General features: G+C 70.0%; 23 protein-coding genes. 16 read left to right on the plus strand and 7 right to left on the minus strand.

The features are described 5' to 3' along the window. Window positions 1–159 precede the first annotated feature (159 nt). The 4 genes from MA876_RS11640 to MA876_RS11655 are packed head-to-tail and all read left to right on the plus strand — an operon-like array spanning window position 160 to window position 2,880. On the plus strand, window positions 160–978 hold the full coding sequence (locus tag MA876_RS11640) for a hypothetical protein (RefSeq protein WP_248149037.1): 819 nt from the start codon (window positions 160–162) through the stop codon (window positions 976–978). 31 nt (window positions 979–1,009) lie between these two features. Next, complete coding sequence (locus tag MA876_RS11645; protein ID WP_248149039.1) at window positions 1,010–1,819, plus strand: DUF4397 domain-containing protein; 810 nt, start codon at window positions 1,010–1,012, stop codon at window positions 1,817–1,819. Window positions 1,820–1,826: 7 nt separating this feature from the next. Beyond that, entirely contained in the window at window positions 1,827–2,450 is a 624-nt protein-coding gene (locus tag MA876_RS11650) for a class F sortase (protein WP_248149042.1), read from the plus strand. A 28-nt stretch (window positions 2,451–2,478) separates the two neighbouring features. Further along, window positions 2,479–2,880 carry a PPOX class F420-dependent oxidoreductase gene (locus tag MA876_RS11655; RefSeq protein ID WP_248149044.1) on the plus strand — a complete coding sequence of 134 codons (402 nt, stop codon included), beginning with the start codon at window positions 2,479–2,481 and terminating at the stop codon, window positions 2,878–2,880. Window position 2,881: 1 nt separating this feature from the next. On the opposite strand, the gene MA876_RS11660 is transcribed toward MA876_RS11655, so the two are convergent. Both MA876_RS11660 and MA876_RS11665 read right to left on the minus strand, forming a co-directional pair. Then, window positions 2,882–3,997 carry a DUF4349 domain-containing protein gene (locus tag MA876_RS11660; protein ID WP_248149046.1) on the minus strand — a complete coding sequence of 372 codons (1,116 nt, stop codon included), beginning with the start codon at window positions 3,995–3,997 and terminating at the stop codon, window positions 2,882–2,884. Further along, window positions 3,994–4,572 (minus strand): RNA polymerase sigma factor, encoded by a 579-nt coding sequence (locus tag MA876_RS11665; protein WP_248149053.1) that lies wholly within the window; start codon window positions 4,570–4,572, stop codon window positions 3,994–3,996. The genes MA876_RS11660 and MA876_RS11665 overlap by 4 nt, the downstream gene beginning before the upstream one ends. A gap of 228 nt (window positions 4,573–4,800) precedes the next feature. Here MA876_RS11665 and MA876_RS11670 point away from each other — a divergent pair, with 228 nt between their 5' ends. After that, window positions 4,801–5,916 carry a TerC family protein gene (locus tag MA876_RS11670; RefSeq protein ID WP_248149055.1) on the plus strand — a complete coding sequence of 372 codons (1,116 nt, stop codon included), beginning with the start codon at window positions 4,801–4,803 and terminating at the stop codon, window positions 5,914–5,916. Between the two features lie 10 nt (window positions 5,917–5,926). On the opposite strand, the gene MA876_RS11675 is transcribed toward MA876_RS11670, so the two are convergent. Continuing rightward, window positions 5,927–7,243, minus strand: a complete 1,317-nt coding sequence (locus MA876_RS11675; protein ID WP_248149057.1) for an LLM class flavin-dependent oxidoreductase — start codon at window positions 7,241–7,243, stop codon at window positions 5,927–5,929. Then, the gene (locus MA876_RS11680) at window positions 7,240–8,568 is read right to left on the minus strand and encodes an O-acetylhomoserine aminocarboxypropyltransferase/cysteine synthase family protein (RefSeq protein ID WP_248149060.1); all 1,329 of its coding nucleotides are present in this window, start codon (window positions 8,566–8,568) and stop codon (window positions 7,240–7,242) included. The genes MA876_RS11675 and MA876_RS11680 overlap by 4 nt, the downstream gene beginning before the upstream one ends. A gap of 235 nt (window positions 8,569–8,803) precedes the next feature. Here MA876_RS11680 and leuC point away from each other — a divergent pair, with 235 nt between their 5' ends. The 6 genes from leuC to MA876_RS11710 all read left to right on the plus strand — a co-directional run bounded on the left by leuC (window position 8,804) and on the right by MA876_RS11710 (window position 15,191). Then, window positions 8,804–10,258 carry a 3-isopropylmalate dehydratase large subunit gene (leuC, locus tag MA876_RS11685; RefSeq protein WP_248149063.1) on the plus strand — a complete coding sequence of 485 codons (1,455 nt, stop codon included), beginning with the start codon at window positions 8,804–8,806 and terminating at the stop codon, window positions 10,256–10,258. 1 nt (window position 10,259) lies between these two features. After that, on the plus strand, window positions 10,260–10,856 hold the full coding sequence (gene leuD / locus MA876_RS11690) for a 3-isopropylmalate dehydratase small subunit (protein ID WP_248149064.1): 597 nt from the start codon (window positions 10,260–10,262) through the stop codon (window positions 10,854–10,856). A gap of 75 nt (window positions 10,857–10,931) precedes the next feature. Next, entirely contained in the window at window positions 10,932–12,299 is a 1,368-nt protein-coding gene (murA, locus tag MA876_RS11695) for a UDP-N-acetylglucosamine 1-carboxyvinyltransferase (protein ID WP_248149068.1), read from the plus strand. 4 nt (window positions 12,300–12,303) lie between these two features. Next, window positions 12,304–13,077, plus strand: a complete 774-nt coding sequence (locus MA876_RS11700; RefSeq protein ID WP_248149069.1) for a lysophospholipid acyltransferase family protein — start codon at window positions 12,304–12,306, stop codon at window positions 13,075–13,077. Next, window positions 13,067–14,215, plus strand: a complete 1,149-nt coding sequence (locus tag MA876_RS11705; protein ID WP_248149070.1) for an NAD(P)H-dependent glycerol-3-phosphate dehydrogenase — start codon at window positions 13,067–13,069, stop codon at window positions 14,213–14,215. Before MA876_RS11700 ends, MA876_RS11705 begins: the two co-directional genes overlap by 11 nt. Continuing rightward, window positions 14,115–15,191 (plus strand): D-alanine--D-alanine ligase family protein, encoded by a 1,077-nt coding sequence (locus MA876_RS11710; RefSeq protein ID WP_248149071.1) that lies wholly within the window; start codon window positions 14,115–14,117, stop codon window positions 15,189–15,191. The genes MA876_RS11705 and MA876_RS11710 overlap by 101 nt, the downstream gene beginning before the upstream one ends. Before the next feature lie 3 nt (window positions 15,192–15,194). Here the strand turns inward: MA876_RS11710 and MA876_RS11715 are convergent, their stop codons facing one another. Further along, the gene (locus tag MA876_RS11715; protein ID WP_248149072.1) at window positions 15,195–15,680 is read right to left on the minus strand and encodes a DUF3515 family protein; all 486 of its coding nucleotides are present in this window, start codon (window positions 15,678–15,680) and stop codon (window positions 15,195–15,197) included. Window positions 15,681–15,854: 174 nt separating this feature from the next. On the opposite strand from MA876_RS11715, the gene thiL reads away from it, so the two are divergent. Further along, window positions 15,855–16,832, plus strand: a complete 978-nt coding sequence (gene thiL / locus MA876_RS11720) for a thiamine-phosphate kinase (protein WP_248150135.1) — start codon at window positions 15,855–15,857, stop codon at window positions 16,830–16,832. Here thiL and rsmD read toward each other — a convergent pair. After that, window positions 16,805–17,377 (minus strand): 16S rRNA (guanine(966)-N(2))-methyltransferase RsmD, encoded by a 573-nt coding sequence (rsmD, locus tag MA876_RS11725; RefSeq protein ID WP_248149074.1) that lies wholly within the window; start codon window positions 17,375–17,377, stop codon window positions 16,805–16,807. The genes thiL and rsmD overlap by 28 nt on opposite strands. Window positions 17,378–17,381: 4 nt before the next feature. Then, entirely contained in the window at window positions 17,382–17,969 is a 588-nt protein-coding gene (locus MA876_RS11730) for a 1-acyl-sn-glycerol-3-phosphate acyltransferase (RefSeq protein WP_248149076.1), read from the minus strand. A 76-nt stretch (window positions 17,970–18,045) separates the two neighbouring features. On the opposite strand from MA876_RS11730, the gene MA876_RS11735 reads away from it, so the two are divergent. The 4 genes from MA876_RS11735 to rpmF all read left to right on the plus strand — a co-directional run bounded on the left by MA876_RS11735 (window position 18,046) and on the right by rpmF (window position 21,602). After that, a complete protein-coding gene (locus MA876_RS11735; RefSeq protein ID WP_248149078.1) occupies window positions 18,046–20,217 on the plus strand; it encodes an ATP-dependent DNA helicase RecG in 2,172 nt (723 codons plus the stop codon). A 53-nt stretch (window positions 20,218–20,270) separates the two neighbouring features. Then, window positions 20,271–20,768 carry a pantetheine-phosphate adenylyltransferase gene (gene coaD / locus MA876_RS11740; RefSeq protein ID WP_248149080.1) on the plus strand — a complete coding sequence of 166 codons (498 nt, stop codon included), beginning with the start codon at window positions 20,271–20,273 and terminating at the stop codon, window positions 20,766–20,768. A gap of 106 nt (window positions 20,769–20,874) precedes the next feature. Then, entirely contained in the window at window positions 20,875–21,390 is a 516-nt protein-coding gene (locus MA876_RS11745) for a YceD family protein (RefSeq protein ID WP_248149082.1), read from the plus strand. Window positions 21,391–21,392: 2 nt separating this feature from the next. Beyond that, the gene (rpmF, locus tag MA876_RS11750; protein ID WP_248149085.1) at window positions 21,393–21,602 is read left to right on the plus strand and encodes a 50S ribosomal protein L32; all 210 of its coding nucleotides are present in this window, start codon (window positions 21,393–21,395) and stop codon (window positions 21,600–21,602) included. The last annotated feature ends 12 nt before the right edge of the window (window positions 21,603–21,614 follow it).

The following is a 21,614-nucleotide window of genomic DNA, read 5'->3' on the forward strand; positions in this document are numbered from 1 at the left end:
TATGAGCCGCGAGCTGCTGTCGTCGCGCCTCGCGACCCTGAGCCGCGCGGCCGAGAGGTCGCCGTCGCTCCTGAGCCGGTCGCGGCGCCACTCGCCTTCCCGCGGCGCCCGAGCGCCGGCGAGCGATTCGCCCACTCCCGCAAGCGCGTAGGGGGATGGATGACGGATCGCCGAGCGATCGTCATCAGCCTCGTCCCGGTGGTGGCGGCCGTCGGCCTCCTCGCCGGTGCGGGCGTGTCCGCCGCGGTGAGCGCGCCACCGACGACCGGGGCCGTCTCGGCGGTTCCGCTCTCGAATGCGCAGTCGGCCGCGCAGGACTGGCTGATCGACAACGCCGAGCCCGGCCAGCGGATCCTCGTCGAGCCCACTCTCGTCGCGGGCCTCGTCGGCGCGGGATGGGCGCCCGACGACGTGCTGACGGCGGAGGATGCCGCGGCCGTCCCGTGGCGCGAGATCGCGTACGTCGCGATCGATCCTGACGTGGCTGCGTCGGTCGGCGCAGCCGCGAGCAGCTCCGTGGCGGCGGCATCGTTCGGTGACATCGAGGTCCGTCGGGTGGTCCCCGAAGGCACGGTGATCGCCGCGGCATCCGAGCAATCCGTCATCGCGATGCGTCGCGAGTTCGGCGCCGAGATCTCGCGCAACCCCGCGGTCGAGATGTCCACTCCGGATCGCGTCGCGTTCGCGAGCGGCCGCGTCGACGCGCGCATCAGCGCGGTCCTGGGGGCGCTCGCGGGCGTCGGCATCGTCACGGTCACCGACCTGCCGGTGGTTCCCGGCGAGGAGGCCGGCACGATCCGCCAGATCGCGCTCGGGCGGGTCGGCGACGTGCCACTCGTCGACGGAGACGAGCCTTCCGGGCAGGCTCGCTCGATCTTCGACTCGCTGAGCGGCGACTACGCCGTCGATGCGCTGACGGTCTCGGGTACCGACCTCGTCCTGCGCTTCGCACTCGCCTCAGAAACCCCACCCGATTGATCGCTCGACCCGAAGACAAGGAAGTCCCATCATGAGTGTCACCCGCAGAATCCGCAGCGCCGTCGTGATCGCGGCGATCGCCCTCGTCGCCGCGCTCGCCGCCCCGACGGCAGCGACCGCAGCGCCCCCTGTTCGAACCGCCGCGGCGGACATGGGCTGGCTTCGGCTCGGTCACTTCTCACCCGAGACGAAGGACGTCGACGTGCGGGTCGCCGCACTCAGCGGCGGATCGGTCCTCTTCGAGCTGAGCGGTGTGGGCTACGGTGACGTCTCGCCGTATCAGGCGCTCCCGAACGGCAGCTACACCGTGAGCATGGTGCCGGCCGGAAGCACGGACTGGACGAAGCTGGCCCTCTCGGCGACCGTCAAGATCGAGGGCGGAACGGCGACCACCGCCGCCGCGTACGGACCCACGAAGGCGCTCAAGGTGCGTCTGTACCAGGACGACCTCACGGCCCCGACCGCCGGCAATGCGCGTATCCGCGTCATCCAGGCATCCACCCTCACTCCGAGCGTCGACGTCCGCACGTCGACGGGGGTCTCTATCGCGAGCAAGGCGAAGGCGGGGACGGCGACGGCCTACGCCGAAGTGCCGGGCGGCGACTGGACGCTGCGCCTGACCGGCTCCGGCGTCTCGGACACGGCCGATGTGAATGTCGCCGCCGGCACGGTCACGTCGCTCTTCGTCCTGGACACCGCGGACGGCGGCTTGACGATCGTGCCCGTCCTCGACAGCGCGGCCGCGGCCCTCGTGCCGATCGGCGGAGTGCAGACGGGCGGCGGATGGCTCGCTTCGCACGACGCCGACGCGGAGCGCGCGTTCGCCCGCATCGCGAAGTGATGCGCTCATGAGCAGACCGACGCGTGTCCTCGCGGCGCTCGCCGCGGGGGCGCTGTCGGTGGCTGTCCTGGCGGGGTGCGCGACCGTGGATGCCCGACCCGCGGCCGCACCCGCCCCGGTCGCGACGGCGGATCCGTTCGCCGCGGGCGGGCTGCAGGATCCCAACCCCCGCTCCGTCACGACCACCACCGCCACCCCGGTGAGCGTCAGCATCCCGTCGATCGGCGTCGATTCGACGCTGGAATCCCTGGGAATCGGCGCGAGCGGGGAGCTGGAGGCACCGGTCGACTTCGACCTCGCCGGCTGGTACGCCGGGGGAGTCGTGCCGGGCGCGATCGGTCCGGCCATCATTGCGGGGCACGTCGACTCGGTGACGGCGCCGGCGGTCTTCTCGCGCATCGGCGAGCTCGCGGATGGTGCGGAGATCCTCGTATCGATGTCGGATGCCACGGTGCTGACCTTCGTCGTCACCGGTTCCGCGCAGTCGGCGAAGTCGAACTTCCCGAGTGACGCCGTCTACAGCAACGTCCCCGCTCCGGAACTGCGCCTCATCACGTGCGCGGGCTCGTTCGACTCGTCGATCGGGCACTACACCGACAACCTCATCGTCTTCGCCGCGCTCCGCCCGTGATGCACCGGAAGCGCGGCAGACTGGCTGCATGACTTCCGCCGACGAGATCATCCCCGCCGACTACCGACACCTGCTCGAGGGGGCCAACTACGGCCACCTCGGCACGATCCGCCCCGACGACACCGTGCAGGTGAACCCGATGTGGTTCGAGTTCGACGGCGAGACCATCCGCTTCACGCACACGACCTACCGGCAGAAGTGGCGCAATCTGCAGCACAACCCGTCGATGGCGCTGTCGATCACGGATCCTGACGACGTCTTCCGCTACCTCGAGGTCGCCGGCCGGCTCGTCGAGGTGATCCCCGACCCCGAGGGCGCGTTCTACGTGCGCCTGCAGAACCGCTACGGCGACCCCAGCCGGACGCCGCCCCGCGACAAGGAGAAGCGCGTGATCCTGGTCATGTCGATCGAGCGGGCGACGAAGCAGTAGCTCAGCCGAGATCGTCGGGCGGCGCGGCCTTCGCGCGGCGCCGCCGCCGCACGGCGCGGACGATCGCCCAGACGCCCCATCCCATGAGGCCGACGACGACGATCCACGGGATCAGGAACCCCAGCGCGATCACGATGCCGTTGACCGTCGCGACGAGACCGTTCCACCCCGCGACGAGTCCGTCCCAGAAGCCCGCGGGGTCGGCCTCGACCGTCTCGACGACGGGCGAGAGCGTCACCGTCAACGTGGACAGTTCGACCTGCCCTTCGAGCATCTCGAGCTGCTGCTGGTAGGACTCGAGCGTCGCCTGGCGCTCCGACAGCGCCGCTTCAGCGGCGATGAGGTCGGCGACGCTGCTGGCCTGCGTCATGAGTTCGGTGAGACGGTCGACGGATGCCTGTGCCGACTCGATCCGCGCGCGCAGATCGACGGTCTGCTCGGTGACGTCCTGCCGGTTGATCGAGGATGCCGTCACGTCGCCGAGATCCGAGAGTTCCTCGATGAGCGGCGCGAGCTGGTCGGTCGGCACGCGCACGGTCACCCACGCACCGTCCGACGGATACGGGTAGGCGATCGAGTCCTGCCTCATGCCGGTGCTCGGATCGATCGGCACGGTGCCGCCGGACGTGCCGACGTTCATCGACTCGACATAGCCTCCGCGTGCCTCCGCCGCACGACCGACGCTGCGGGCGGCGACCGTCACGTCGTCGACCGTCACGCTCGCGGAGGCCGTCGTGATGATGTCCCGGTCTGTGGTCGCGGCCGACTCCTCGCCGCCGGTGCGGGCGCCCTCGGCGATCTCCGCACCGCCGAGATCCTTCGCGCCGTCCATGGGAGTGCTCGCGAAGTCCACGCCGCTGTCGGATGCAGGTGCGACACCCGCCTCGTTCACGGCGCCGCCGCCCACGATCCCGCCGACGGACGGGGCGATGATCGCGGCGATCGCGACGACGGCCGCCGCGGCGCCACTCGCCATCCAGATGCGTCCGCGCTTCGCGCGCCGGGTTCGGTCGCTCCGACGTTCGCGACCGATGTCGGCGAACAGCGCGTCCTCGATCTCGTCGATGCGCGCGTCGCTCAGTGGCGGAAGGGACGTGTCATCCCGCTGCGTGTTCATGTGCTCTCCTTGACGACCGTCCGCAGACGCGTGCGGATGCGGGAGAGACGATTGCGGACGACACCGTGGGCGACACCGAGTTCTTCGGCTGCCGCCTGGTACGCGTAGCCCTCGGCGGCGCACAGCCGGAAGATGTCCTGATCGAGCGGCGTGAGGCCCTCGACCTCGCGCAGGATCCGCTCGGCGAGGTCGGCACCCAGCACCTGCTCCTCGACATCCACCGTCGAGGGGATCGCCTCGTCGATGTACGCGCCCGTGTGCTCGCGGTCGCGCTTCTGCCGGCGGATGCGGTTCGCCGCCTGGAACCGGCAGATCGTCGCGAGCCAGGGGAGGAGCGAGTCGCCCGCGAGCTCCATACCGGGGAGCTTGCGCCACGCCACGAGGAAGGTCTCCTGCGCGACGTCCTCCGCATCGGCGGGGTTGCCGACGAGCCCGTGCGCCATCCAGTACACGGGACGCACGTAGGCGCGGTAGAGCGCGCGGAAGGCGTGCTCGCTGCCACTCGCGGCCATCGCCACGAGCTCGGCATCGCTGCGCGTCGTCTCCACCGTCACCTCGCCATCGGTGTGCACCATTGTCTCTCAGACAGGGGGTGTCGAAGGATGCCGGATCGTCTCACGTGGCGTCCGGACGTCTCCGGCACCGGTATCCTGTAAACCGCGAGAGGGAGTATCCCGACAGCGTGCATCCGTCATCACGGGCCCCGACAGTGCGGCCCCGGGTGCGCGTCGCGAACTGGTCGGTTCGCGGGGAGAGACTTTCGGGTTCCACCGACCCCTCCTGCATCCCTCGAAAGGCCCTCAATGGACCTCGACCTCCCCATCTGGTTCGAAGTCGGCTCGCTCGTCGTGCTGACCCTCATCCTCGTCGCCGACCTGCTGCTGATCCTCAAGCGCCCGCACATCCCGTCGACACGCGAATCGACGCTGTGGGTCGTCTTCTACGTGACGCTCGCCCTCATCTTCGCGGGGCTCATGTGGATCTTCTCCACGCCCGAGTACGCGGGCCAGTTCATCGCCGGCTGGCTCACGGAGTACAGCCTCTCGATCGACAACCTCTTCGTCTTCGTGCTGATCATGAGCCAGTTCGCCGTTCCACGGCGCTATCAGCAGGAAGTCCTGATGGTGGGCATCATCATCGCCCTCATCCTGCGCGGTATCTTCATCCTGCTCGGGGCCGCCGTCATCGAGAACTTCAGCTGGATCTTCTACATCTTCGGTGCGTTCCTCGTCTGGACGGCGTGGCGTCAGGCGTTCCCGGGCGGCGACCACGACGACGACGTCAAGCAGGAGAACTTCGTCGTCCGGCTCCTGCGCCGCACGATCGACATCAGCGACCACTACGACGGTGCGAAGATCCGCACGGTCGTGAACGGCAAGAAGATGTTCACGCCGATGCTGATCGTCTTCGTCGCGATCGGCGTGACCGACCTGCTGTTCGCGATCGACTCGATCCCGGCGATCTTCGGCATCACGCAGAGCCCGTTCATCGTCTTCACCGCGAACATCTTCGCCCTCATGGGCCTGCGCCAGCTCTACTTCCTGCTCGGCGGACTGCTCGACCGCCTGCGGTACCTGCACTACGGCATCGCCTTCATCCTCGCCTTCATCGGGCTCAAGCTCGTCTTCCACGCGATGCACGTCAACGAGCTGCCGTTCATCAACGGCGGCGAGCACATCGAGTGGGCTCCCGAGATCTCGACGTGGATGTCGCTCGGCGTCATCATCGTCGCGATGGCGGTCGCGACGATCGCGAGCCTCATCGCGTCGGCGCGCGACAAGAAGACCGCGCCGGATGCGGCATCCATCGACGACGGCGCCGGTGCCGCGCCCGCGGCGGACGCCGCCGCGGCCGTCGTCGCCGACGAGAAGGGCACGCCGTCCACCGTCGAGCAGCCTCCTGCCCCCGACGAGCGCTGAGCGACGAACCCTAGAACGCCTGCAGGTTCGCCCGCAGGCCTCCGGTGACGTAGTCGCTGCGCAGGATGCCGCGGCGGCGCAGGATCGGCACGAGCTCGTCGAGGATCCGGTGCACCGTCACGGGGTGAAGGTCGCCCCAGATGAGCACGCCGTCGTTGCCCCAGTCCCCGAGCTCCTCGATGAGGTCGGCGAACTCGCCCGCCGTGCCGACGAAGCCCGTGCGGTCCGAGATCCGGCCCAGCCGCGCGTGCGCGGCGAGCAGCGTGCTCAGCGGCGTGGTCGTCACGTCGTGCTTCCCGACGAGCCGCGCGATGCTGCCCTGCGAGACGTGTCCGCCGAAGACCGAGAGGTCCAGCGGCGCGTCGAGGTCGAGCGCCGTCAGGTCGGTCTCGAGGTCGCTCGACTGCTTCTCGGCGATGTAGGCGATCGCCGCGTCGTCCGGGTCGCGGGATGCCGCGACCACCCGATCCGCCTCTTCGGCCGATGACACGATGACCGGCTGGATCGCGAAGAGGATCTTGATGTCGTCGGGCGCCCTGCCCGCCTCGACGGCCGCCGCGTGGATCTTGGCACGGTACGCGCTGATGCTCTCGCGATCGAGGGGTGCGAGCGCGAGCTGGACGCCGGAGTTGGCGCCCGCGAAACCGAGTCCTCGGCCCGAGCCGCCGGGCGAGACGATGACCGGCTCGCCGTCCGTGAAGGGCAGCGCATTGAGCGGACCGTCGAAGCCGTAGTAGTCGCCGCGGTGCTGCACGTGCCCGAGCAGCGTGCCGTCGGCGTAGCGGCCGCGCGCGGGGTCGGCGATGAGCGCTCCCTCGGGCCAGCTGTTCCAGAGCGCCTTGATGCCGGCGAGCCATTCCTCAGCGCGGTCGTACGCGCCGTCGTGGTCGGGCGGGGGAGCGGTGCCGAAGTGTCGCGCGCTGCCCGTGTCGGTCACGACGTTGAGCCCGAGCCGGTGCCCGCTGAGGTGCTGGAGCGTCGCGAACTGCCGCGCCGCCGTATACGGAAGGTACGCCGCCGGGTTGACGGTCGGCACGATGCCGAGGTGCTGGGTCGCGGCGAACAGGTACGGCGCGAGCAGCAGGGGGTCGTGCTTGGGGCCGCCGAACGCCTGCCGCACGCGCAGGTCGATCGTCGCGGGGGAGCCGAGCGACGGGGCGTCCTCGATGATGAGCAGGTCGAATCCCGCCTGCTCGAGCGTCCGCACCGACTCCTGGTAGAGCGCGGGCTCGGTCCAGCGGTAGTTCCAGTCGAGATACGGGTGCCCCCACCCGTGCGGTCCGAAGCCGCGCGCGAGGAACCACCCGAAGTGCTGGGGGCGGCTCACGCGAGCACCGTCTGGCCGGCGCCGGGCACGACGACCGGATGCGACGCGGCCAGGGCGCGGTCCAGATCCGCGATGAGGTCCGCGGCATCCTCGATCCCGATCGACAGCCGCAGGGTGCCGTCCTGCACGCCGTGAGCGACCCGCTCCTCGGGAGTCCTCTGCACGTGGCTGGTCGTCGCAGGATGCAGGACGAGCGAACGCACGTCGCCGACGTGGGTCATGTGCGTGAAGACCTCGACCGCTTCGATGAATCGGCGCGCCTCGTCGGTGCCGCCGCGCAGCGTGAAGGTGAAGACCGATCCCGCGCCGTCCGGCAGATAGCGCTCGACGTGCCGGTGATGCGGATGCGACGGCAGACCGACGTAGTCGACCGTCGCGACCTCGGGGCGGGCTCCGAGCCACGCGGCGACGAGGGCGGCGTTGCGCGACTGCTCGCGCACGCGGAGGCTGAGCGTCTCGAGCCCCTGGCCGATCAGGAAGGCGTTGAGCGGCGACGGCGTGGGGCCGAGACGCGGTGCGACGGTCTCGCGCAGGTGCGCGATGCGGGCGAGGCCGCCGTGGCGCTCGAAGACGCTCGCCCCGCCGGTGCGCGTCGGTTCGACCAGGTGCGGGTACTTCGCGCCGGCGGCCACGGCGTCGAAGCGCCCGTCGTCGACGATCACGCCGCCGAGCACCGAGCCCTGGCCGGAGAGGAACTTGCTCGCCGAGTGCACGACGACGGCCGCCCCGTGCTCGATCGGCCGCAGCAGGTACGGCGTCGCCAGCGTGTTGTCGACGACGAGCGGGATGCCGTGGGCATCGCCGATGTCGGCGATCGCGCGCACATCGAGCAGGTCGTTGCGTGCGTTCGCGAGCGATTCGGCGAACAGTGCGCGGGTCGTGGGGCGGATGAGGGCCTCCCACGCGGCGGGGTCGTCGATGTCGTCGACGAAGTCCACCTCGATGCCCAGGCGCGCGAAGTTGTCGAGGAAGAGCCCGCGCGTGCCCTCGTAGATGTGGGTCGAGGTCACGATGTGGTCGCCGGACGCCACGAGTCCGAGCAGCGCGACCGTCACGGCGGCCTGGCCGCTCGCGACGAGGAGCGCCTGCGCGCCGCCTTCGAGCAGCGCGATCCGGCGCTCCACGACGTCGATCGTGGGGTTGCCGACGCGGGTGTAGCCGAACCCGTCACCCTGGCCGAAGTGCGCCGCCGCGTCGTCGAATCCGTCGAACGGGAAGCCCGCCGTGAGGTAGATCGGCGTCGTCCGCGAGCGCGCCGACTGCGCGGCGAGGCTGCCGTGCACCTGCCGCGTCGTGAAGCCGTCGCGGCGGGAGGATGTCGTCATCGTGCGGGCCTTTCGGGAACAGCGGATTCCCCAGGGTGACACGGAGGGCGGGATCGGGCCCCTGAATGAGAAGCAGTGTTACGGGGAAGGCCCCCTTCGGGCGGTGGTAGTCTGGCCCCGTGCGGATCGCTCGCCTCCTCCTTAGCGGCCGCGACGAGTCCTAGTTCCCAGGCCTCCCTCGTCGCGGAGTTTCGTCGCGGGCTTGATCACCTCTTCCCAGGAGAACGACTGAGCAATGAGCACCACTGATTCCGGCATCCCCGATCGCCCCCGGACCCTCGCCGAGAAGGTCTGGGACGACCACCTCGTCGTGAAGGGCGAGAACGGCGAGCCCGATCTCATCTACATCGATCTGCACCTCGTGCACGAGGTCACGAGCCCTCAGGCCTTCGACGGCCTGCGGGCCGAGGGTCGGCCGCTGCGCCGCCTCGACCTCACGATCGCGACCGAGGATCACAACACCCCGACGCTCGAGATCGACAAGCCGATCGCCGACCTCACGAGCCGCACCCAGATCGACACGCTGCGTCGCAACGCCGAGGAGTTCGGCGTGCGCCTGCATTCGCTGGGCGACAAGGAGCAGGGGATCGTGCACGTCGTGGGCCCCCAGCTCGGCCTCACGATGCCCGGCATCACCGTCGTCTGCGGCGACAGCCACACGTCGACCCACGGCGCCTTCGGCGCGATGGCCTTCGGCATCGGCACGAGCGAGGTCGAGCACGTCATGGCGACGCAGACGCTGCCGCTCAAGCCGTTCAAGACCATGGCGATCACGGTCGAGGGCGAACTGAAGCCCGGTGTGACGGCGAAGGACGTCATCCTCGCGATCATCGCCGAGATCGGCGCGAACGGCGGCCAGGGCTACGTGCTCGAGTTCCGCGGCAGCGCGATCCGCTCCCTCTCGATGGAGGGGCGCATGACGATGTGCAACATGTCGATCGAGGCGGGCGCCCGCGCCGGCATGATCGCCCCCGACGAGACGACGTTCGCCTACGTGCAGGGCAAGCCGCACGCCCCGCAGGGCCAGGACTGGGACGACGCCGTCGCCTACTGGCGCACCCTGCCCTCCGACGAGGGCGCCGTCTACGACGCCGAGGTCTTCCTCGACGCGAACCAGCTCGAGCCCTTCGTCACGTGGGGCACGAACCCCGGGCAGGGCGTCTCGCTGTCGGACATCGTGCCGGACCCGGCCTCGTTCACGGATCCCAACGAGCGCGCCGCCGCCGAGCGTGCGCTCGAGTACATGGATCTCGCGGCCGGGACGCCGTTGAAGGATGTCGCGGTCGACGCGGTCTTCATGGGCTCGTGCACCAACAGCCGCATCGAGGATCTGCGCGCGTTCGCGTCCGTCATCGAGGGGCGCACGAAGGCCGAGGGCGTGCGCGTCATGGTCGTGCCGGGCTCGGCCCGTGTGCGCCTCGAGGCCGAGGCCGAAGGGCTCGACAAGATCTTCACCGAGTTCGGCGCCGAGTGGCGGTTCGCCGGCTGCTCCATGTGTCTCGGCATGAATCCCGACCAGCTCGCGCCGGGGGAGCGCTGCGCCTCGACGAGCAACCGCAACTTCGAGGGTAGGCAGGGCAAGGGCGGTCGCACGCACCTCGTCTCGCCGCTCGTGGCCGCCGCGACAGCCGTCGTCGGCCGCCTCGCGAGCCCGTCCGATCTGCCCGCGCTCGAGAAGGTCGGGGCCTGACATGGAGAAGTTCACGACCCACACCGGCATCGCCGCGCCCTTGCAGCGCTCCGCCGTCGACACCGACCAGATCATCCCTGCGGTGTACCTCAAGCGCGTCACCAAGACGGGGTTCGATGACGCCCTCTTCGCGAGCTGGCGTCAGGACCCCGACTTCGTGCTCAACCAGCCCGCCTATCAGGGTGCATCCATCCTCGTCGCCGGCCCCGACTTCGGCACCGGTTCGAGCCGCGAGCACGCTGTCTGGGCGCTGCGCGACTTCGGATTCCGGGTCGTCCTGAGCCCCCGGTTCGCCGACATCTTCCGTGGCAACGCCGGCAAGCAGGGACTCGTCACTGGCGTCATCTCCGAGGCCGACCTCGAGGCGATCTGGGCCGCGATCACGGCGGATCCCGGCATCCGGATGACTGTCGATCTCGAGGCCCGTACCGCGACGGTCGGCGATCTCGAGATCGCTTTCGACATCGATGATTACACTAGGTGGCGGCTTCTCGAAGGGCTCGACGACATCGGGCTCACGCTGCGCAACGAAGACAAGATCGCGCAGTTCGAGGCTCGCCGCGAGGCGTGGCGACCGCGGACACTCCCCGTCCGCTGAGCCGGGAAGGCCACCTCAACAGGGTGGCACCACCCGACCGCCCGCTCCCTCGAAGACACAAATGAGGTTCACTGGATGAAGACCCTTCTCGGCGACGCCGCACCGTCAGGAAACCCGCAGCCATCCGGAGAGATTCTCGCGATCCGCGGCGGTCGGCCACTGAGCGGGCGCATCGAGGTGAAGGGCGCCAAGAACCTCGTCACGAAGGCGATGGTGGCAGCCCTCCTGGGCGAGACGCCCAGCACGCTGCGCGACGTGCCAGAGATCAGCGATGTCGGCGTCGTGCGCTCCCTGCTGGAAGTGCACGGCGTGCGGGTGGACGACGGTGACGAGGAGGGGACGCTCCACTTCGACCCGAGCGGTGCGGTCGCGGCGCATTTCGAAGAGATCGACGCGCATGCCGGAGCATCCCGCATCCCGATCCTCTTCTGCGGCCCGCTGCTGCACCTGCTCGGCGAAGCGCTCATCCCCGATCTCGGCGGCTGCCGCATCGGCGACCGGCCGATCAACTTCCACATGGATGCGCTGCGCGCGTTCGGAGCCGTGGTCGACAAGAGCTACGAGGGCATCCGCATCACGGCCCCGAACGGGCTGCACGGCGCGAACATCGCTCTGCCGTACCCGAGCGTCGGTGCGACCGAGCAGGTGCTGCTCACGGCCGTCCGCGCGAAGGGCACGACGGAACTGCGCAACGCCGCGATCGAGCCCGAGATCATGGACCTCATCGCGGTGCTGCAGAAGATGGGCGCGATCATCTCGTACGAGCCGAATCGCGTCATCCTCATCGAGGGCGTCGACTCCCTGCAGGGCTACGACCACCGTGCGATCTTCGACCGCAACGAAGCCGCCTCGTGGGCGTGCGCGGCGCTCGCGACCGACGGCGACATCTACGTCGGCGGCGCGAAGCAGCAGGAGATGCTGACCTTCCTCAACGTGTTCCGCAAGGCCGGCGGCTCGTTCGACATCCACGAGGACGGCATCAGGTTCCGCCGGGGAGATGCCCCGCTCAAGCCCGTCACGGTCGAGACCGATGTGCACCCGGGCTTCATGACCGACTGGCAGCAGCCGCTCATCGTCGCGCTGACGCAGGCGCACGGGCAGTCCGTCGTCCACGAGACGGTGTACGAGAACCGCCTCGGCTTCACGGCCGCGCTGGTGCAGATGGGGGCCGACATCGTCGTGCACCCGCACGGCATCGACGCCCCGGATCGTCGTGTGCCGCGCCGCGCACTCGAGCAGGCGGCCGTCATCACCGGCCCGACGCCGCTGCGCGGCGCCGACGTCGAGGTGCCCGACCTGCGCGGCGGATTCAGCTACGTCATCGCCGCCCTCGCGGCCGAGGGCGAGTCGACCGTCAGCAACGTCGGCATCATCCGCCGTGGCTACGAGAAGTTCTTCGCCAAGCTGGACGCCCTCGGCGCCGACGTCGACGTCATCGGCTGACGTGATGAGCGAATCCTCGGCCGGCGAATCCGCGGTGAAGGCGCCGCGCGAACCACGGCCCTTCGTCTTCTGGCTGCTCGCGTCGGTCGTCGTCCCGCTCGTCGGGCTGATCGCGAAGATCCGCATCTCGGGTGAGAAGCTGCAGCCGAGCGGCGCGTACGTCCTCGCGCCGAACCACTACTCCGAGGTCGATCCGCTGATCGTGGCGGTCGCCGTCTGGCGCCTCGGACGCCCGCCCCGGTTCATGGCGAAGGAGAGCCTCTTCCGTGTGCCCGTGCTCGGCTGGGCGCTGCGCTCGACCGGGATGGTGCCCGTCGCCCGGTCGTCCTCGAGCGCGTCGGCGAAGCAGACGCTGAGCGCGTCCGAGACCCTGGTCGAGCACGGCCGCGGAGTCATCGTCTACCCCGAGGGCACGCTCACGCGAGACCCCGACATGTGGCCCATGCGCGGCAAGACGGGCGCCGTGCGTCTCGCGCTCGAAGCCGACATCCCCCTCATCCCGATGGCCCACTGGGGTACGCAGGCGATCATGCCGCGCTACGGCAAGCTCCGTCTCTGGCCCCCGCGGCGACCCGTCATGGTCCGCGTGGGAAAGCCTGTCGATCTGAGCGAGTTCCGCGGCAGGCCGCTCACCAACTCGCTCCTGATCGAGGCGACGACCCACCTCATGAATGCCGTCACGGCGCTGCTCGAAGAGCTGCGTGACGAGAAGGCACCCGCCGAGCGGTGGGATCCGGCGGTGCACGGGCAGAAGGAGACGGGGCGCCTTGACTCCTAGACAGGAATCCCGTCGGGGCGATGCGCAGCCGCGCGTCGCCGTCGTCGGCGCCGGCAGCTGGGGCACGACGTTCGGCAAGATCCTCGCCGACGGCGGCGCGCATGTCACGATGTGGGCCCGTCGACCCGAACTCGCGCACGAGATCAACGAGGCGAAGCGCAACAGCGAGTACCTCCCCGGCATCAACCTGCCGCGGTCGATGTCGGCGACCCATCACCTCTCCGAGGCGCTCGACGGCGCGGAGCAGGTCTACCTGTCGATCCCCAGTCAGGCCGTTCGCCAGAACCTGAAGGCCGTCCGCCCCCTCATCGCGCAGACCGACGCCCCGATCGTGTCGCTCATGAAGGGCGTCGAGCGCCGCACGGGTCTGCGGATGAGCCAGGTGATCGAGCAGGAGCTGCACTGCGATCCCGATCGCATCGCCGTGGCATCCGGACCCAACCTCGCGCTCGAGATCGCGCGCGAGCAGCCGACCGCCGCCGTCATCTCGTCGACGAGCCAGGAGACGGCGGACGCCGTGGCCCGCCGCGCGCGCAACGGCTATTTCCGCACGTTCGTCAACACCGACGTCATCGGCACGGAGTTCGGCGGTGTGCTCAAGAACCTCATCGCCGTCGCGATCGGCATCGTCGACGGCGTCGGCTACGGCGAGAACACGAAGGCGTCGATCATCACGCGCGGCCTCGTCGAGATGACCGACTTCGCCGTCGCGTTCGGCGCGCAGCCCGAGACGCTGCAGGGCCTCGCGGGCCTCGGCGACCTCATCGCGACGTGCCAGTCGCCGCTCAGCCGCAACAACACCGCGGGCCGCCTGCTCGGCCAGGGATATCGCTTCGACGATGTCGTGAAGCAGATGAACCAGACGGCCGAGGGACTGGCATCCGTCGCCCCCATCCTGCAGCTCGCACGCGAGGTCGGCGTCGCGATGCCGATCGTCGAGCAGGTCAAGATGGTGCTCGACGGCACGATGAACCCGCGCGACATCGCGCCGCACCTGACGACCGACGACGACACGCCGATGGGCGAAAGGACGCAGAATGGCCAGAACGGCGGTGGCGGTGCTCTTTGGAGGTCGCTCCAGCGAGCACTCGATCAGTTCCGCCACGGCGGGAGGGGTGCTGCGGGCGATCGACCGTGACCGGTTCGACGTCATCCCGATCGGCATCACCCGCGACGGCGCGTTCGTCCTCGAGGACGACGATCCCGACAAGTTCGCGCTCGACAAGGACCGCCTGCCCGACGTCGTCGACAACGGCACCCGGATCCTCTGGCCGGATTCGACGCTGACGCGCGAGCTTCGCGTCGTGGACGCCGACGGGACGCGGTCCCTCGGCGATGTCGACGTCGTCTTCCCGATCCTGCACGGGCGCTTCGGCGAGGACGGCACGATCCAGGGCATGCTCGAGCTGATCGGGCTGCCGTACGTCGGCGCCGGCGTGCTCATGTCGGCGATCGGCATGGACAAGCACGCGACCAAGAGCGTCCTGAAGTCGGCCGGCGTGCCCGTCGTGCCGTGGGTCACCGTGACCCGCACCGACCTCGCGCGCGACGGCGACCTGTGGCGCCGCCGCATCCGTTCGCTCGGACTCCCCGCCTTCGTCAAGCCCGCCCGCGCTGGTTCGAGTGTAGGTGTGTCGAAGGTCTCCGACTGGAGTGAGCTGGATGCCGCGCTCGACGTCGCCTTCGCCGAAGACGCGACGGTGCTCGTCGAGCAGGCGATCACCGGCCGCGAGGTCGAATGCGGTGTCCTGCCCGGCGTGGACGGCGGCGACCCGCGCGTCAGCGTCGCGGGCGAGATCGTCGTGGCGGGGCGCGAGTTCTACGACTTCGAGGCGAAGTACCTCGACGCGCCGGGAATCGAGCTCGTGTGCCCCGCCGACCTGCAGGACGGCGAGCTGCGCGAGATGCAGCGGATCGCGGTGCAGGCGTTCGAAGCGCTCGGTGGCGAAGGCCTCGCCCGGGTGGACTTCTTCTTCACGGGCACGGAGTTCTTCGTGAACGAGGTCAACACGATGCCGGGCTTCACGCCGATCTCGATGTTCCCGAAGTGCTGGATCGCCTCGGGGATGACGTATCCCGAGCTCATCAGCGAGCTCATCGACGCCGCAGCCTAGGTCTCAGCCCTCGTCGGGCAGCACCGACTCGGAATCGACGCACGCGCTCTCCGCCGGGATCGCGGCGTTCACGATCGGGCCGAGGCGATCGAGGACGTTGTTCGAGCTCACGACCTCGTTGTCGAGGTAGACCTCGATGGCGGGCGTGCGCCCGTACGTCGTGATGCGGTACTTCGGGGCAGCGGACTCGTCGACGACCCAGTCCACGCCGCCGATCGTGATGCAGCGCGCCTCGGTGGGGCCGGGCGGCGTCACGCCGCACGTGAGGAGGATGGATGCCGGATCACCCCACGCGCCCGTCGCCTGGGCATCCGTCCACCGTCGATCCTGTCCGTCGACCGTTCCCGGCAGGTGAACGATGACATCGGCGCACAGCGGGTCGTTCGCGTCGGCCGCCGCATCCATCGACACCGTCGACGTGCATGCGGCGAGCGAGCCGGCCAGTGCGACGGCGGTCGCGAGGGTCGCCAGAATCCGGGATGCACGCACTCCTCCAGGCTACCCGCGCGCGATCGAGTCACCGGTCGTGTCGTCGCCGCCGAACCCACACGATCCGCGCGAACCCACACAGCTCAGTCGACCGATACGTGTGGGTTCGCGGAAAGTGTGTGGGTTCGCCGGCGACGGGGTGCCGCGAGCGATGCGCGCTAGCGTGGGGAGGTGATGGATGCTGCCGCAGACCCGACCGTGGGAGAGCTCTCCGAGGGCGAAGTGCTGCGCGCGATCCTCTCGCGGCTCGGGCCCTCGCAGGCCGAGATCGGCCCCGGCGACGACGCGGCTGTGCTCACCGCGCCCGACGGGCGCGTGGTCGCGACGGTCGACACGCTCGTGCACGGGCCGGACTTCCGCCTCGCGTGGTCGACCGCGTACGACCTCGGGTGGAAGGCCGCCGCCGTCAACCTCGCCGACATCGCCGCGATGGGTGCGCGCCCGACGGCGCTCCTCGTCGCCCTCGCGATGCCGGAAGACACGCGGCTCTCGTTCGTCGAAGGTCTCGCCGACGGGCTCCGCGAGGCCTGCGAGTCGCTCGCGCCGGGATGCACCGTCGAGGGCGGCGACCTCACGGTGTCGGACACGCTCACGATCGCCGTCACGGCGCTCGGCTCGCTCGACGACCGTGAGCCGGTGCTGCGGTCCGGTGCGCGGGTCGGCGACGTCGTCGCGGTCGCGGGCGAGCTCGGCGCGGCAGGTCGAGGACTCGCGCTTCTGTTCGGGAGGTTCCGGGATGCGGCGGGCCGACCGATCCCGATCGATGCGGCTCATCGCGACGATCCGGAACTCGTCGCGCAGCTGCGCCCCGCTCCGCCGATCGCGCTCGGTGCCGCCGCGGCGCGGGCCGGTGCGACGGGCATGATGGACGTGTCGGACGGCCTCGTGCTCGACGCCACACGACTGGCCGCGGCATCCGGCGTCACCGTCGCCCTCGACGCTGCTGCGCTCGGCGACCATCCCGAGTCAGCGCTCTCGGGTGGCGAGGACCACGCGCTGCTGGCGACGTTCCCCCAGACGCTCCCGGACGGCTTCCGCGCAATCGGCCGGGTCGTGGATCGCGGCGAGCATCCCGTGCTCGTGGACGGAAGCCCGCACGACGGCCGCGGCGGCTGGGACCCGTATCAGGACTGGGATGCGGGCCGGGGCTGAGCCCACCACAGCGTCGTGTCGCCGTACTTCTTCGAGCGCGCGGTCTCGAGCCCCTCGGGCATCGTGGGTTCGGCGGATCGGGACGACCGCTCTATCACGACGGTCGCGTCGGCGGCGAGCACCGGCACGAGCAGTGCGAGCGCGGTCGTGAGCTCGGTCTCGCCGAGGTCGTACGGGGGGTCGATCAGCACGAGATCGAAAGGTCCGCGCGCGCCGCGCAGATACGCGTCGACCCCGGCGCGGTGGACCTGCGCGACACCCCCGCCCAGGGACTTCACGACGCGCGCCGCGTTGCGCTGGGCGACGGAGGCTGCGCGCGGCGCCTTCTCGACGAGGTCGACGGATACCGCGCCCCGGCTGAGCGCCTCGAGTCCGAGCGCTCCCGAACCGGCGTAGAGGTCGAGCACCGCCGCGCCGCGCACCGCGTCAGCCGACTCGAGTGCACCGAAGAGGGATTCGCGCACGCGATCCGACGTCGGCCGGGTTCCGGCATCCGGAACCTCCAGCGCCAACGAACCCGCGCGGCCCGAGATGATGCGTGTCACACGCTCACGATAGCGGCGCGGCCGCCGAGTCCTCTTCGCGCAGGCGCGGGGTCGTGCGGAACTCGGGGCGCAGGCCGGACTTGTCGGCGTAGAAGGCGCGGATCAGGTCCATGTCGGCGGGCACGTCGCCGGTGAGTTCGATCGTGACGCCGAGTCCGGTCGTCATCGTCGTGCGGTCGACGTACCCGAGGGTCACGGGCAGGCCTGCTTCCCGCGCGATGCGGTAGAAGCCCGACTTCCAGTAGGCGCCCGACCCGCGGGTTCCCTCGGGTGTCACGACGAGGCCGAACACTTCGCCCGCGCGGACGCGGGTGACGACGTCGGCGACGACGTTCGCCGGGTTCGCGCGATCGACGGCGATGCCGCCGAGCCGGCGCATGATCGGCCCTCGCCATCCGCGGAAGAGCGAGTCCTTGCCGAGCCAGCGGACCGGGATGCCGAGGCGCCACGCGATCGCGAGCATGAGGACGAAGTCCCAGTTCGAGGTGTGGGGAGCGCCGATCAGGACCGTGGGGGTCGTGGGTGCGGGCTCGGACACGAGCTTCCAGCGGCTGCACGCCCAGTAGACGCGCGCGAGCAGTCGTCGGATCATGCCGCCACCGTACGCCCCCGTCCATGTCGCTTCACGCATGGAACCCGAAGTCGCACGTGCTCTCTAGACTCGGAGCATGCCCGATCTGACCCTCGAGTCGCGCCTCGACGGCGTCGTCGGGGGCAAGACCGCCTCGGCGCTCGAGAAGGCCTTCGGCATGCGCACGGTCGGCGACCTCGTCTCGCACTATCCGCGCCGGTACGCCCGCCGCGGCGAGCTCACGCCGATCTCGTCGCTCCCGCTCGGCGAGCCCGTCACCATCGTCGCCGAAGTGGTGCGGGTCAACGAGCGGCGCATGCAGAACCGCAAGGGCACGCTGCTCGAGGTCACGATCAGCGACGGGCAGGGCACGCTGTCGCTCACCTTCTTCAATCAAGCGTGGCGGTCGAAGGAGCTCAGCCCCGGCCGGCGAGGCATCTTCGCAGGCAAGGTGGGGGAGTACCGGGGCGTGACGCAGCTCGCGCACCCCGACTACGAGCTCTTCGACGACGAGGACGAGGCCCGCCAGACCGCGCAGGCGTATGCGACCGTTCCGATCCCGATCTACCCCGCGACGAGCACGCTCGCGAGCTGGCAGCTCACGAAGATCGTGGACCTCGTGCTGGACGGCCTCGGTCCCGTTCCCGATCCGCTGCCCGACGAGCTGCGGGAGCGTCACGGCCTCGTGAGCGCGCGCGAGGCGATCGAATGGATGCATCGGCCGCAGTCCGAAGAGGAGTACGAGCGGGCGCGGGCGACGCTGCGGATGCACGAGGCGTTCGTCCTGCAGGCGGCCCTTCTGCAGCAGCGGCAGTTCGTGCGTGCGCTGTCGGCGACGAGCCGCGAGCCCGGCGCGCTGCTCGAGCGCTTCGACGCGGCGCTCCCGTTCGAGCGCACGCCCGACCAGGTCTCGGTCGGCGACCAGATCGCGCACGATCTCGAGGGCGACTGGCCCATGAACCGGCTCGTGCAGGGCGAGGTCGGGTCGGGCAAGACGCTCGTCGCGCTGCGCGCGATGCTGCAGGTCGCCCAGAGCGGCGGGCAGTCCGCGCTCATCGCGCCGACCGAGGTGCTCGCCGGTCAGCACGTGCGTTCGATCGCCCGGATGCTGGGCCCCCGGCTCGCGCCCGAGCTCATGCCGACTCTCCTCACGGGCCAGCTCCCCGCCGCCGAGCGGCGCAAGGCGGCGCTGCGCGCGGCGTCCGGTCAAGCCCGCATCGTGATCGGCACGCACGCCCTGCTGAGCGACACGACGACGTTCGCCGACCTCGGCCTCGTCGTCGTCGACGAGCAGCACCGCTTCGGCGTCGAGCAGCGTGAAGCGCTGCGGGCCAAGGGCTCGGCGCCGCACGCGCTGGTGCTGACGGCGACGCCGATCCCGCGGACGGTCGCGATGACCGTCTTCGGCGATCTCGACGTCTCGACGATCCGCACCATGCCGCAGGGCCGCGCCGGGATCGAGACGTTCGTCGCGCCCCTGGCGGAGCGGCCCGCGTGGTTCGGGCGCGTGTGGGAGCGCATCGCCGAAGAGGTCGCGAAGGGGCGCCAGGCGTTCGTCGTGTGCGCGGCGATCGATGCCGAGGCGCTCGCGAAGAATGCGAAGGCCGATGCCGAGCAGCCCGACGCCGGCGTGCTCGAGGGCGAGTCCGAGAAGACGCGCTGGGGGGTCGTGCAGGTCGCCGATCTGCTGTCGCGGCATCCGGCGTTCGAGGGCATCCGCGTCGAGATCCTGCACGGCAGGATGCCGTCGGACGAGAAGGATGCCGTCATGCAGGCGTTCGCGCGCGGTGACATCGACGTGCTCGTCGCGACCACCGTCGTCGAGGTCGGGGTCGATGTGCCGAACGCCTCGACGATGGCGATCCTCGAGGCCGATCGCTTCGGTGTCTCGCAGCTGCATCAGCTGCGCGGGCGCGTCGGCCGCGGGGGAGTTCCCGGGCTGTGCCTGCTCGTGACCGAGGCGCCCCCCGGCTCACCCGCGCGCCAGCGGGTCGAGGCGGTCGCCGCGACGCTCGACGGCTTCGAGCTCGCCGAGGTCGATCTCGACCTCCGGGGAGAGGGCGACGTGCTCGGCGACGCCCAGTCCGGCGCGCGGTCCTCTCTGCGTCTCCTGCGCGTCGTGAAGGACGCCGATCTCATCGCCGAGGCCCGCGTCGCGGCCGAAAAGGTGCTCGCAGACGATCCTGCGCTGGTGCGGCATCCGGGACTCGAATCCGCCATCGAACGGCGCGTCGGCCTGGCTGAGCGCGCGGCCCTCGCGCGCAACTGACCACCTCGCAGCCCCGCGCGTCAGCGCCTGCTCGGCACGGCTACGCTGGGAGTGTGAATCCTCGGATCGCCGTCGTCCCCGGGTCATTCGACCCGCCGACTCTCGGCCACCTCGATGTCATCCGCCGTGCCGCGGGCCTCTACGACCAGCTCCACGTCCTGGTCGTGCACAACCCGGGCAAAGAGGCGATGCTGCCCATCGCTCAGCGCCTCGCGCTGCTCGAGCAGTCGATCGCCGAGACCGAGATCGAGGGCGACGTCATCGTCGCGTCGTGGAGCATGGGACTCCTCGTGGACTACGCGGTGGATGTGGATGCCGGAGTCCTCGTGAAGGGCATCCGCTCGCAAGTGGATGTCGCCTACGAGACGCCCATGGCGATCGTCAACCGTCACCTCGCGCACGTCGAGACGGTCTTCCTCCTGCCGGACCCCTCCCACGCGCTCGTCTCGAGCTCGCTCGTCCGTCAGGTCGCGGGCCTCGGCGGGGACGTCTCGCCGTTCGTTCCGGCCCCCGTCGCACGCTTCCTCTCCACGGGTGTGCAGGAGCACTGACAGGCCCTTCCCGGTTGCGTGCCCGGTAGAATCGACGCTTGTGACCAGGCACCGCCACGGCCGTTTCGCCGTTCCCGTTCGAGACATCGTCCACCGCTCCGGCGAGATGCGCGAAGTCACGCTCGAGATCCCCACGAACGAGAAGTGGGGGGAGGGGCTCGTGTCGATCCCCGAGGGCGAGCAGATCGTCATCGACGGGCGCGTCGAGTCCGTTCACGAGGGCATCCTCGTCACCGCGACCGTCGACACGAGGTACGAAGGCGTGTGCGGGAGGTGCCTCACGGACATCGCCGAGCCGCTCCAAGTCGAGATTCAGGAGCTTTTCGCGTATCCTGGTGAGGAAACATCTGACTTCGAGGTTCAAGACGACCACGTGGATCTTGAAACTCTCGTCAGGGATGCGATCGTCCTGTCGCTTCCGTTTCAGCCGGTGTGCCAGCCGGATTGCCCCGGACTCGATCCGAACACGGGCGAGAGGCTGGCCGAAACCGCCGGCGAAGAGCCGCGCGAGCCCCTCGATCCACGCTGGGCCGCGCTCCAGGACTACACCACAGACCACGACGACGATGCTCCGCGCCCCACGGCCGTGAGCGGAACCGCCGAGAACACAGAAGAGAGCTAGTCATGGCAGGTAACCCCCCGAAGCGGAAGGTCTCCCGCTCGAACACCCGCTCGCGTCGCGCGCAGTGGAAGGCCGAGGCCACCCCGCTCGTCAAGACGGTCGAGAACGGCAAGGTCGTCTACAGCCGCCCGCACCAGGCGAAGGTCGTCACCGACTCGCAGGGCACCGAGCTGTTCCTCGAGTACAAGGGCCGCAAGGTCGCCGACGTCTGATCGATCCGCGAT

This window comes from Microbacterium aoyamense (assembly GCF_023155855.1).
Lineage (GTDB): Bacteria > Actinomycetota > Actinomycetes > Actinomycetales > Microbacteriaceae > Microbacterium > Microbacterium aoyamense.